Source organism: Pseudomonas sp. S3(2024), assembly GCF_036861315.1.
In the GTDB taxonomy this organism is placed as follows: Bacteria; Pseudomonadota; Gammaproteobacteria; order Pseudomonadales; family Pseudomonadaceae; genus Aquipseudomonas; species Aquipseudomonas putida_A.
Genome location: NZ_JAZAQQ010000006.1, coordinates 295,471 through 309,798, shown reverse-complemented (window position 1 = coordinate 309,798; position 14,328 = coordinate 295,471). Strand labels below are relative to the sequence as shown.

1 protein-coding gene (only partly in view) is annotated in these 14,328 nt (G+C 64.5%); it reads left to right on the top strand.

Features of this window, described 5'->3' with window-relative positions; translation table 11 throughout:
• Positions 1–14,328 carry the 3' portion of a non-ribosomal peptide synthase/polyketide synthase gene (locus VLA07_RS17785; protein ID WP_333990033.1) on the top strand. The gene continues 3,495 nt to the left of window position 1, outside the view, so 14,328 of the gene's 17,823 nt are visible here — the last part of the coding sequence; its start codon lies off the left edge, out of view; it ends in the stop codon at positions 14,326–14,328.

The window sequence follows — 14,328 nt, the reverse complement described above, 5'->3', positions numbered from 1 at the left end:
TTCCTCGCGCAAATGGAAGGCGCTAATACCGCCTACAACATTCCCGTGGCCCTGCGGCTGCGTGGCCGTCTCGACGACGCGGCGCTGCAACGCGCACTGGCGCGGATCGTCGCCCGGCACGAAACCCTGCGCAGTCGCTTTGCGCAATTCAACGACGAAGCGCAAGTGCTGATTGCCCCGGTGGATACCGGTCTGCTGCTGCGGGTCGAGGACCTGCGTCAGCACCCGCAACCCGAGGAAACCCTGCAGGCGCTGATTCAGGGCGAAGCCTCCGGGCCGTTCGACTTGCAGGACGATCCGTTGATTCGCGGGCGACTGGTACGCCTGGCCGACGATCACCATGTGCTGTTGCTGACCCTGCACCACATCATCTCTGACGGCTGGTCGATGGGTGTTTTGACCCGCGAACTGATGGCGCTGTATCAGGCGTTCAGTCATGGCCAGCCGGATCCGCTGCCGCCGCTGGCGCTGCAATACACCGACTACGCGGTGTGGCAACGGCGCTGGCTTAGCGGCGAAGTGCTGCAACGCCAGAGCGAGTACTGGCAACAGACCTTCGCTGGCGCCCCGGCGCTGTTGATGCTGCCGACCGATCGGCCGCGCCCGGCGCAGCAGGACTATGCCGGCAGCAGCGTCGCCGTCGTGCTCGACGAGCGTCTTAGCGCCGGGCTCAAAGCCTTGGGCCAGCGCCACGGCGTGACCCTGTACATGACGCTGATGAGTGCCTGGGCGATGCTGCTCAGCCGCTTGTCCGGGCAGGCTGAAGTGGTGATCGGTTCGCCGGTGGCCAACCGCACCCGCGCCGAAATCGAAGGCCTGATCGGCATGTTCGTCAACACCCTGGCGCTGCGCATCGACACCTCGGGCGAGCTGAGCGTCGAAGCACTGCTGGCGCGGGTCAAGGCGCAAACCCTGCAAGCGCAGGCGCATCAGGATCTGCCGTTCGAGCAAGTGGTGGAAATCACCCGGCCCGTGCGCAGCCTGGCGCACAGCCCGTTGTTCCAGACCTTGCTCAGTTGGGATGGCCTCGAAAGCCCGGCGCTGGCCCTCGGCGAACTGACGCTGGAAGGCGTGGCCGAGCCGAGCCACTTCGCCAAGTTCGACCTGTCGTTGAGCCTCAGTGAGTCCAACGGCATCATTCGCGGATCGCTGGAATACGCCACAGCATTGTTCGACCAGAGCACGGTCGAGCGCTTCGTCGGCTACTTCCAGCGCCTGTTGCAGGCGATGGTCACCAACGATCAGGCAGTGCTGGAACACGCGCCGCTGCTGGCGCAGGAAGAACAGCAGCGCTTGCTGGTTGAGTTCAATGACACGCAGGTCGAGTACAACCTTGAGCAGACCATTCATGGTCTGTTCGAAGCGCAAGTGGTGCGCTCGTCGCAGGCGCCAGCGGTGGTCGCTGACGAACAGCAACTGACATATGCCGAACTCAACGCCCGGGCCAATCAACTGGCACGGCACCTGCGCGAATTGGGCGTAGGGCCGGACTCACGGGTGGCGATCTGCGTCGAGCGCGGCCTGGACATGGTGGTCGGGCTGCTGGCGATCCTCAAGGCCGGCGGCGGTTATGTGCCGCTGGATCCGGCGTATCCGCTGGAGCGTCTGGCTTACATGCTCGAGGACAGCGCCCCGTTGGCTGTGTTGGTGCAGGGAACCACGCGCTCGTTGCTCGGTGACGTTGGCGTGCCGGTGATCGACCTGGATCAGCCGCATTGGCAAGCGCTGCCGACAGACAATCTTGCGATAACCGAACTGGCCCCGCAGCACACCGCTTACGTGATCTACACCTCCGGTTCCACTGGCCAACCGAAAGGCGTGATCAACGAACACAGCGGGGTAGTCAACCGCCTGCTGTGGATGCAGGACGCCTATCAACTCACCGCCAGCGACACGGTGTTGCAGAAGACCCCGTTCAGCTTCGACGTCTCGGTCTGGGAGTTCTTCTGGCCGCTGATGACCGGCGCCCGATTGGTCATGGCTCGGCCCGAGGGACACAAGGATCCGCAGTACCTCAGTGAAGTGATTGAAGGCGAACACATCACCACGCTGCACTTCGTACCGTCGATGCTCGACGTATTCCTCGCCCACGGTGACAGCGCACGTTGCAGCAGCCTGCGGCAAGTCATGTGCAGCGGCGAAGCGTTGCCGGGCAGCGTGGTGCGACGTTTCAAACAGCAACTGCCGGGCAGCGAACTGCACAACCTCTACGGCCCGACCGAGGCCGCGGTGGACGTGACGGCGTGGAACTGCGCCGGGCCGTTGGAAAACACTCCGGACAACACACCGATCGGCAAACCGATCGCCAACACCCGCATGTACATCCTTGATGCCCAGCAACAACCGGTGCCGCACGGTGTGGTCGGCGAGCTGTACATCGGTGGCGTGCAGGTGGCGCGCGGTTATTTGAACCGTCCGCAAATGAACGCCGAACGCTTCCTCACCGATCCGTTCCAGAGTAATGGGCGGATGTACCGCACCGGCGACGTCGCGCGTTATCTACCGGACGGCAACATTGAATACCTCGGCCGTAACGATGATCAGGTGAAGATCCGTGGCCTGCGCATCGAACTCGGTGAAATCCAGGCACGCCTGACCCAGATCGATGGCGTGCAGGAAGCCGCCGTACTGGCCCGCGAAGACGTTCCGGGCGACAAGCGTCTGGTCGCGTACTACACCGGCGCACCGCTGGAAGTCGAAACGCTGCGCAGCCATTTGCTGGAGCACCTGCCGGACTACATGGTGCCTGCAATGTTCGTGCATCTCGATGCATTGCCGCTCAGCCCTAACGGCAAACTTGACCGCAAGGCGCTGCCGGCCCCGGATCTGGCGGCGCAGACCGCCCGTGAATACGAAGCGCCGATCGGCGAAGTGGAAATCGCGCTCGCGCAGCTTTGGGCTGAACTGCTCAAGGTTGATCGGGTAGGGCGCCACGATCATTTCTTCGAACTCGGTGGTCACTCGCTGCTGGCGGTGAATCTGGTGGCGCGGATGCGCCGTGCCGGCCTGAACGCCGACATTCGCGTGCTGTTCAACCAGCCGACCCTCGCCGCGCTGGCCGCTGCCGTGGGCGGTGAACCGGACGCCGAAGTCCCGGCCAACCTCATCCCGGCGGACTGCACGCGCATCACTCCCGAGTTGTTGCCACTGGTGGCGCTCGACCAGCCGAGCATCGACCGCATCGTCGCCAGCATCCCCGGCGGTGTGGCCAACGTGCAGGATATTTATCCGCTGGCGCCGTTGCAGACCGGCATCCTGTTCCACCATTTGTCCGCCGCACAGGGCGATCCGTACGTGTTGCAGGCGCAGTTCGCGTTTGCCGATGAGCAACGCCTTGACGCTTTCACCCATGCCTTGCAGAACGTGATCCAGCGCCACGACATCCTGCGCACTTCGCTGTTCTGGGACGGGCTGCAAGACCCGGTGCAAGTGGTCTGGCGTAAGGCGCCGCTGGCGTGCGAAGCGCTGGAACTGAATGGCGCGGACGGCGATGTACTTGAGCAATTGCGCCGCCGCTTCGACGCCGCGCAGTACCGCATGGCCGTCAATCAGGCGCCGCTGATGCGCGTGGTGCACGCGTGGGACGCCGCCAATCAGCGGGTGGTGGCGTTGTTGCTGTTCCATCACCTGGTGATGGACCACGTGGCGCTGGAGGTGCTGCAACACGAAATGCAGGCGTTCCTCAGCGGCCAGCCGCAACGTCTGGCCGAGCCGGTGCCGTATCGCAATTATGTGGCGCACACCCTGTCCGGCTTGAGTGACCAGCAGCACGAAGATTTCTTCCGCGACATGCTGGGTGACGTCGATGAGCCTACTCTGCCTTACGGGCAAAACCCGGCGCAGGAAGGGGGGGGCGAGCAGGCACGGTTGACCCTCGACGCGACCTTGAGCCGCAAATTGCGCAGTCAGGCGCGGCGTCTGGGTGTCAGCGCGGCGAGCCTGATGCACCTGGCGTGGGCGCAGGTGCTGGGGCAGTTGTCCGGTCGAGATGACGTGGTTTTCGGTACGGTATTGCTCGGTCGCTTGCAGGGCGGCGAGGGCGCCGAACGGGCGCTCGGGGTGTTCATCAACACCTTGCCGCTGCGCGTCGATCTGCGCGCGCACAGCGTCAAGGGTGCGGCACTGGCGACGCATCAACGGTTGAGCCAGTTGCTGCAACACGAACACGCGCAACTGGCGCGCATCCAGCACTGCAGCGCGATGGCTCCGACCACGCCATTGTTCAGCACGTTGTTCAATTATCGCCACGGGGCCACGGCGGGTGGCGGTTCTGCCGAGGCCCAAACGGCTTGGCAAGGCATGCAATTGCTTGAGGCCGAGGAACACAGCAACTATCGCCTGACCCTCAGCGTCGACGATCTTGGCGAAGACTTCAGCCTGACCGCACTGGCCGGTGTCGGTATCGATGCACAGCTCATCTGCAACTATCTGCAATGCGCCTTGCACAGCTTGGCTGATGCGCTGGAACAAGCGCCGCATCAAGGTTTCGAGCGGCTGTCGATCCTGCCGGACGCGGAGCGCGAGCAGTTGTTGCACAGCTTCAACACGACCCGCGCCGATTACCCGCAGGGGTTGACGATTGCCCAGCGTTTCGAGCAGCAAGCGCTTGAGCGACCGCAGGCGCTGGCGGCGGTGTTTGCCGATGCTTCGCTGAGCTATGCCGAGTTGAACCGCCAGGCCAACAGCCTGGCGCATCATCTGCTCGCATCGGGCGTACAGCCTGACGACCGCGTGGCCATCGTCGCCCGACGCGGCCTTGATACGCTGGTCGGGCTGGTGGCGATTCTCAAGGCCGGCGCCGGTTATGTGCCGGTGGATCCGGCCCACCCGGCGGAGCGCCTGAGCTATCTGCTGCAAGACAGTGCGCCCGCCGTGGTGCTGAGCCAAAGCGATCTGCGTGAACGCCTGCCGGCATTGTCGGTGCCGCTGATCGACCTTGATCTGCACCAGTGGCCAAACGAGCCAATCGACAACCCGTCGCTGCCGGCCCTGACCCCGCAGCATCTGGCTTACGTGATCTACACTTCCGGCTCCACCGGTCTGCCGAAAGGCGTGATGGTCGAGCACCAGACGCTGAGCAACCTCGTGGACTGGCACTGCGCGGCCTTTGATCTGCACGCCGGCAGCCATACCTCAAGCCTGGCCGGGTTCGGTTTCGACGCCATGGCCTGGGAAGTCTGGCCGGCGCTTTGCGTGGGTGCGACCGTGCATTTGGCGCCAAACCATGACGGCAACGAAGACATCGACGCGTTGCTCGCCTGGTGGCGGGCGCAGCCGCTGGACGTGAGCTTCCTGCCGACCCCGGTGGCCGAATACGCCTTCAGTCAGGAGCCGGCGCATCCAACCCTGAAAACCCTGTTGATCGGCGGCGATCGACTGCGTCAGTTCAACCGCAACCAGCCGTTCCGGGTCATCAACAACTATGGCCCGACCGAGGCGACGGTGGTCGCCACCTCTGGCCTGATCGAGGCGGGCGACATCTTGCACATCGGTAAACCGGTGAGCAATGCCACGGTGTATCTGCTCGACGCACGGCAACGCCCGGTACCGCTGGGGGTGATCGGCGAGTTGTATGTCGGTGGTGCCGGCGTGGCCCGTGGTTACCTGAACCGTCCGCAGATGACCGCCGAACGCTTTCTGCGCGATCCGTTCAGCAGCGTGCCGAATGCACGTATGTACCGCACCGGTGACCTTGCGCGCTGGCGCGAGGACGGCACGCTCGAGTACCTCGGGCGCAACGACGATCAGGTGAAAATCCGCGGCGTGCGTATCGAGTTGGGCGAGATCGAAACCCGGCTCAATCAGCTCCCCGGCGTCCAGGAGGCGGTATTGCTGGCCCGTGAGGACGAACCCGGTCAGCCACGGTTGGTGGCGTATTACACCGAGCAGGGCGCATCGTTGAGCGTCGCTGATCTGCGCGCGCACCTGCTCACGCAATTGCCTGAGTACATGGTGCCGGCGGCGTTTGTCCGGCTCGACGCGTTACCCCTGACCGCCAATGGCAAGGTTGATCGCAAGGCATTGCCGAAACCTGACCTGACTGCGCTATTCACCCGCGAATACATCGAGCCGCAAGGTGAGCTGGAAACCGCGCTGGCGCAGATCTGGGCCGAGGTGCTGCAGGTCGAACGGGTCGGCCGGCATGATCACTTTTTCGAACTCGGCGGCCACTCGCTGCTGGCCATGCGCATGGTCGCGCAGGTGCGTCAGCAACTGGGACTGGAGCTGGTGCTGGCTGATCTGTTCGCCAACCCTGAACTGGCGGCGGTCGCCAAATGCCTTTGCGTAGCGCAGGTCAGTAGCCAACCGCAGATCGTAGCGGTGCCGCGTGACGGCACGCTGTCCTTCGCCCAGCAACGCCTGTGGTTCCTCGCGCAAATGGACGGCGGCAACTCGGCGTACAACATTCCACTTGGCCTGCGCCTGCGCGGGCGACTCGATGTCGAAGCCTTGCAGCGCGCGCTGACGCAGATCGTTGCGCGACACGAAACCCTGCGCAGCCGTTTTGTCAGCGTCGACGATCAGGCGCTGGTGACGATTGCACCGGTCGATAACGGCCTGCTGTTGCAGGTGGAAGACCTGCGCCAGGATCCACAGGCCGAGGCCACGGTGCAGGCACTGCTCGCGCAGGAAGCCGCGACTGTCTTCGATCTGCAGCACGATCCGCTGATTCGCGGTCGCCTGCTGCGTCTGGCTGACGATCATCATGTGCTGTTGCTGACCGTGCATCACATCGTCGCCGACGGTTGGTCGATGGGCGTGCTGACCCGTGAGCTGATGGCGCTGTACCGAGCCTTCAGTCACGGCCAGCCGGATCCATTGCCGCCGTTGACCCTGCAATACGGCGACTACGCCGTGTGGCAGCGGCGCTGGCTCAGCGGTGAAGTGCTGCAGCGGCAGAGCGATTACTGGCAGCAGACCCTCGACGGCGCGCCGGCCTTACTGACCTTGCCCACCGATCGTCCGCGTCCGGCGCAGCAGGATTTTGCCGGCAGCAGCGTCGAAGTACGCCTGGATGAGCGTCTGAGTGCCGGCCTCAAAGCCCTGAGTCAGCGGCACGGCGTGACCCTGTTCATGACCCTGATGAGTGCCTGGTCGCTGTTGCTGAGTCGTCTGTCCGGGCAGTCCGACGTGGTGATCGGCTCGCCGGTGGCCAACCGCACCCGGGCCGAGATCGAAGGCCTGATCGGCATGTTCGTCAACACCCTGGCCCTGCGCATCGACACCTCGGGCGAGCCGAGCGTGGCCACGCTGTTGGCGCGGGTCAAGGCGCGCACGCTGGAGGCGCAGGCGCATCAGGATCTGCCGTTCGAGCAAGTGGTGGAAATCGCCCGGCCGGCGCGCAGTTTGGCGCACAGCCCGTTGTTCCAGAGCACGCTGAGCTGGGACAGCAACGTAGGGCCGAACCTGGCGCTGGGCGATCTGCGCCTCGAAGGTGTGGCCGCACCGGGCCGGGTGGCCAAGTTCGACCTGACCCTGACCCTGGGTGAGGTCAACGGGGTGATTCGCGGATCGCTGGAATACGCCACGGCGTTGTTCGATCAAGCGACCGTCGAGCGTTATGTCGGCTACTTGCAGCGCCTGCTGGCGGCGATGGTCAACGATGAGCAGACAGTCCTGGAGCGGGTGCAATTGCTCGCCGAGTCTGAGCGTCAGCGCTTGCTCTACGACTTCAACGCCACTGCATGCGATTACCCGCAAACCCTGACCGTGCACGGGATTTTCCAGCAGCAGGCAGCGGCGCATCCCAAGGCGGTGGCGGCGGTGCATGGCGAGCATTCGCTGAGCTACTTTGAACTGAACGCTCAGGCCAACCGTCTGGCGCATCATTTGATCAGCCAGGGCGTGCAGCCGGGCGACCACGTGGCGATCCTGTTGCCGCGTTCGCTGGAACTGCTGGTGGCGCAACTGGCGATTGCCAAGTGCGCGGCGGCCTATGTGCCGCTGGACATCAACGCGCCGAGCGAGCGGCAGGCGTTCATGGTCGAAGACTGTCACGCGGCGGCGTTGCTGACCCTCAGCCGTGAAGTCATCGACTACGCCGCGCCACGCATCGACCTCGACCGCTTGACCCTCAGCGGCCAACCGACGCACAACCCGAACTTGGCGCAGTCCTCGGAGTCGCTGGCGTACATCATGTACACCTCCGGCTCCACCGGCACGCCGAAAGGCGTGATGGTGCCGCACCGCGCTATCGGCCGCCTGGTGCTGAATAACGGTTATGCCGATTTCAACCCGCAGGACCGCGTGGTATTCGCCTCCAACCCAGCGTTCGACGCCAGCACCATGGACATCTGGGGGCCGCTGCTCAACGGCGGGCGTGTGGTGGTGATCGATCACCAGACCTTGCTCGATCCGAGTGCGTTCGGCCATGAATTGAGCGCCTCCGGGGCGACCGTGCTGTTCGTCACCACGGCGCTGTTCAACCAGTATGTGCAGCTGATTCCGCAGGCGCTGAAAGGCTTGCGCATTCTGTTGTGTGGTGGTGAGCGTGGCGATCCGGCGGCGTTCCGTCGACTGCTGGCCGAGGCGCCGGCGCTGCGCATCGTGCATTGCTACGGCCCGACCGAAACCACCACTTACGCCACGACGTTTGAAGTGTATGAAGTGGCGGAAAACGCCGAGAGCGTGCCGATTGGCGCGCCGATCTCCAACACCCAGGTGTATGTGCTCGACGCGCATCAGCAACCGGTGCCGATGGGCGTGACCGGCGAGTTGTACATCGGCGGGCAGGGCGTGGCGCTGGGTTACCTGAACCGCGCCGATCTGACCGCCGAGAAGTTTCTGCGTGATCCGTTCAGCGAGCAGCCGGGCGCGCTGCTGTATCGCACGGGTGACCTCGCGCGCTGGCTGGCACCGGGGCAGCTCGACTGCATCGGACGCAATGACGATCAAGTGAAGATTCGCGGTTTCCGTATCGAACTGGGCGAAATCGAAAACCGCCTGCTCAACTGCCAGGGGATCAAGGAAGCGGTGGTGCTGGCGCGCCGCGATGGTCAGGACATCACGCGTCTGGTGGCGTACTACACCGCCCACGCCGGGCGCCTGGACAGCGCCGATCTACACGCGCAGTTGCTGGCGCGACTGCCGGAATACATGGTGCCGACCGCCTGGGTACAACTGGATGTACTGCCGTTGAACAACAACGGCAAGGTCGACCGCAAGGTTCTGCCGGCGCCGACCCAGGCTGCGCTGCTCAGCCGGGTGTATGTCGCGCCGATCTCGGCGCTGGAGGAACATCTGGCGCGGATCTGGGCCGGTTTGCTGCAGCTCGAACAGGTCGGTCGTCACGACAACTTCTTCGAACTGGGCGGGCACTCGTTGCTGGCGATGCGCATGCTGTCGCAAGTACGCCAGCAGATGGGCGTCGAGCTGACACTCGCCGAGCTGTTCGCCAACCCCGAGCTGGCCGCTGTCGCCGAGGTGCTGAGCCGGGCAGGGCGCAGCACCTTGCCGGAGATTCTGCCGGCGGCGCGTGATCAGCTATTGCCGCTGTCCTTCGCCCAGCAACGTCTGTGGTTCCTGGCGCAGATGGACGGCGGCCACAGCGCCTACAACATCCCGGTCGGTCTGCGCCTGCGCGGTCGGCTGGATGAAGACGCGCTGCAACGGGCACTGGCACGCATCGTCGCGCGTCACGAAACCCTGCGCAGCCGCTTCAGCCAGATCGACGATCAGCCGCAGGTGCTTATTCTGCCGGCCGAGAGCGGTCTGTTGCTGGCGGTAGAAGACCTGCGTCAGCACCCACAGGCTGACAATGCCTTGCGTGGCCTGATCGAGGAACAGGCCTGCGCCTCGTTCAATCTGCAGCACGATGCGCTGCTGCGCGGACGTCTGGTGCGTCTGGCTGATGATCATCATGTGCTGTTGCTGACGTTGCACCACATCATCGCCGATGGCTGGTCGATGGGCGTGCTGACCCGCGAGCTGGCGGCGTTGTATCAGGCCTTCAGCCGTGGCGAGGACGATCCGCTGCCGCCGCTGGCGCTGCAATACACCGACTACGCCGTGTGGCAACGGCGCTGGCTCAGTGGCGAGGTGCTGCAGCGCCAGAGCGATTACTGGCAGCAGACCCTGGCCGGCGCGCCAGCCCTGCTGACCCTGCCCACCGACCGTCCGCGTCCGCCACAGCAGGACTATTCCGGCAGCCGCGTCGACATGCTGCTCGATCAACACTTGAGCGCCGGTTTGAAAGCCTTGTGTCAGCGTCGCGCGGTGACGCCGTACATGGTGATCATAAGCGCCTGGGCGATGTTGCTCAGTCGCTTGTCCGGGCAGAGCGACGTGGTGATCGGCTCGCCGGTGGCCAACCGCACCCGGGCTGAGATCGAAGGCCTGATCGGCATGTTCGTCAACACCCTGGCGCTGCGCATCGACACCTCGGGCGAACCGAGCGGCGAGACGCTGCTGGCGCGGGTCAAGGCGCAAACCCTGAACGCTCAGGCGCATCAGGATCTGCCGTTCGAGCAAGTGGTGGATATCAGCAAGCCTGTCCGCAGTCTGTCGCACAGCGCGTTGTTCCAGACCATGCTCAGTTGGGACAACAACGACGGCCCAAGCCTGACCCTCGGCGACCTGACCCTGGAAGGGGTGGCCGGCGACAGCCACTTTGTGAAATTCGATCTGTCGCTGAGCCTCGGCGATTCCCACGACGGCATTCGCGGTTCGTTGCGCTACGCCACGGTGTTGTTCGATGAGGCGACGGTGCAGCGTTTCGTCGGCTATTTCCAGCTGCTGCTGGCCGCGCTGATCAACGATGACCAGGCCGTGCTGGCGCAAGTGCCGTTGCTGGCACCGCAGGAGGTGCAGCGCTTGCTGGTCGACTTCAATGCCAGCGAGGTCGACTGCCCGCTGGAGCAACCGTTGCACGGCTTGTTCGAAGCACAAGTGCGGCGCAAACCGGACGCTGTCGCGTTGCAATCCGAGCAGGGAAACCTGACCTACCGCGAGCTCAATCAGCGCGCCAACCGCCTCGCGCAGCACTTGCGCGAACTCGGTGTGCAGCCGGATGCGCGGGTGGCGATCTGCGTCGAGCGTGGGCTGGATCTGGTGGTCGGTCTGCTCGGCATTCTCAAGGCCGGTGGGGCCTATGTGCCGCTGGACCCGAGCTACCCGGCGGAGCGCCTGGCGTACATGCTCAAGGACAGCGCGCCGACCGCGGTGCTGGTGCAAACGGCGACTCGCGGGTTGTTCGATGACGCGGCCGCCACGGTGATCGACCTTGACCGCAGTACCTGGCAGCACCTGCCGGACCATGATTTGCAGGTGCCTGGTCTCAGCGCCTCGAACCTCGCTTACATGATCTACACCTCGGGTTCTACCGGTCTGCCGAAAGGCGTGATGATCGAACACCGCAGCGCCTGCAACATGGTGCATTGGGGTTCGCAGATTTCGCCGCCGACCGAACACGGTGCGCTGCTGCAAAAGGCGCCGTTCAGCTTCGACAGCTCGGTGTGGGAGATCTTCTGGCCGCTGTGTTCGGGGATGCGATTGGTATTGGCACGGCCGGACGGCAACCGCGATTCGGCGTATGTGGTGCAGACCATTCGTGAGCAGCAGGTGACGGTGGTCAAGTTCGTTCCGGCGCTGTTGCAGCAGTTCATCGAACAGGACGGTGTCGAGCAGTGCACCAGCCTCACCGATGTGCTCAATGGGGGTGGTGAACTCAGCGCAGCGCTGGCCCGTCAAGTGCGTGATCGGCTGCCGTGGGTGCGTTTGCATAACGTTTACGGCCCGACTGAAACCACGGTGGACAGCACCGGCTGGACGCTGGAGCCGGACATGCCGGTGCCGGACAACGTGGTGCCGATCGGCAAGGCTCTGAGCAACACGCGTTTGTACGTGCTCGATGCGTACGGTCAACCGGTGCCGCAAGGCGTCAGCGGCGAGTTGCACATTGGCGGCGTCGGCGTGGCGCGTGGTTATCACGGACTGCCGGAGATGCAGGCCGAGCGCTTCATCGACAGCCCGTTTGTGCTGGGGGATCGCCTTTACCGCACTGGCGATCTGGCGCGCTACAACAATCATGGGGAACTGGAATTCCTCGGCCGCAATGACTTCCAGATCAAGCTGCGTGGCTTGCGTCTGGAGCCGGGGGAAATCGAGGCGCGGCTGATCGAACATCCGGCGGTTCGCCAAGCGGTGGTGATGGTGCGCGATGAGCGTCTGGTGGCCTGGTACAGCTTGCGCGCCGGCATCGACGCGCCATCGTTGGATACCTTGCGCAGCCATGTGCTGGAGCGTTTGCCGGAGTACATGGTGCCGGGCGCGTTTGTGCTGCTCGACGCTTTGCCACTGACGCCAAACGACAAGATTGATCGCAAAGCCTTGCCGGAACCGGGTGCAGACGCGGTGATCAACCGCCCATACGTGGCGCCACAGGGTGAAGTCGAAACCGCGCTGGCGCAGATCTGGGGCGAGGTGCTTGGCGTCGAACAGGTCGGACGTCACGACAACTTCTTCGAACTCGGCGGGCATTCGTTGCTGGCGGTGAAGCTGGTCAATCTGCTGCAACGGGCCGGGCTGCCACTGTCGCTGGCCGAGCTGTTCCAGCATCCGAGCATTGAGTCTGCCGCCGCGCTGCTCAGTCAGGGCGAGGCGCTCAGTCAGCCTGACGGGCTGGTCGTGGTGCGTGCCGGGGCGCACGGTACGCCGCTGTTCCTGCTGCATGAATTCAGCGGCAGGGACGTGTACTTCCCGACGGTGGCCCAGCACATCGGTGGCGAGTTTCCGATTTACGGCCTGCCTGGCGTGACGCTCGGTCAACCGCAATTGCGCACGCTTGAGTGCATGGCGCAGCGAATGGTCGGGATCATCCGCGCGGTACAGCCTCACGGGCCGTATCGGCTGGCGGGCTGGTCGTTCGGCGGGGTGCTGGCGCATGAGGTCGCGCAGCAATTGCTCGGCCTCGATGAGCCGGTGGAATTCATCGGCATGCTCGACAGCTATGCGCCAAACCCGCTCGCCCAGGACAAGGCAATGTGGAGCGGCGAGGGCCTCGACAAGCGCCAGTTACTTGGCCATTGCCGAGGGCGTTCGCTGATGCTGGGTGCCGAAAGCGAGGCGGCGCTGGCGGCGGTGCAAGTGCTGGAAGCACAAGTCGAACAACTGGATTTCCCCGAGCTGTTCAAGCGCTGTCAGGCGCAGCAGCTGACCGATCCGGAACTGGCCACGGTCAGCGCGGCGGACGCCTGGCATTACTTTGATCGCGAAGCGGCGCATCGTCTGGCGCTGGCGCATTACCGGGTCAGCCCCGCGAGCCAGCCGATCCACTTGTTCCGTGCCCAAGAGTTGATGGACGGCCAGTCATTGCCGAGCCCGACGCGCGGCTGGGAAGAGCGCTTCGACATTGGCTTGCTGCGCTGCATCGACATCCCCGGTGATCACCGGACCATGATGAAGCACCCGCACATCCAAGCGCTTGGCCAGGCCATTACCCAGGCGCTGGAAACCCTGGTGACGCCGGAACCGACGCTGTATCAACCGCTGCTGACGATTCAGACCGGGCAGCCGGGGTATGCGCCGATTTTCTGCGTGCCGGGGGCGGGTGACAGTGTCACCGGGTTCATTCACCTGACCGAGGCGATCGGCCCGGAATGGCCGATCATCGGCCTGCAACCGCGCGGGCTGGACGGCGTCAGTGTGCCGCACAGTGCGGTCGAAGCCGCTGCCGCGTTCTACCTGCAAGCCATCGAGCAGATCCACCCGCAGGGGCCGCTGCACCTGATCGGCCATTCGTTCGGCGGCTGGGTCGCGCATGCCATGGCGGTGCAGTTGCAGGCGGCCGGGCGCGAGGTGGCTTCGCTGACCTTGATCGACAGCGAGGCACCGGGCGGTGACGGCACGGCGGGCAAGCCGTACACGGCCACTGCCGCGCTGCAACGGCTGATTGACACCCTGCAGTTGTCCTGTGGCAAATCGCTGGGCATCGATCCTGCGACCTTCGCCAACGCCGACGACACCACGCAACTGCGTCTGCTGCACGACGGCATGGTGCGCGCCGGGGTGTTGTCGGAGCGCGCGGCGCCGGACGCGATGCATGGCCCGGTACGCACCTTCGCCAGCGCCTTGCGCACGGTCTATCAACCGCGACTGGCCTATACCGGGCCGGTGCGGCTGGTACTGGTCGATGACCCGACGCTGGACGAGTGGGGCAATCAGCGCGAACAGGCGGCGGTGCTTGAAGGCTGGCAGCGGCAGGTCAGCGATCTGGCGGTGTGGTACGGGCCGGGCAACCACTTCACGATTCTCAAGGCGCCCAACGTCTTCAGTTTCGCCGCATGGTGGCATGACGGTCTGGCGCTGGCGGTCGGCGAAGTGCTGTCCTGA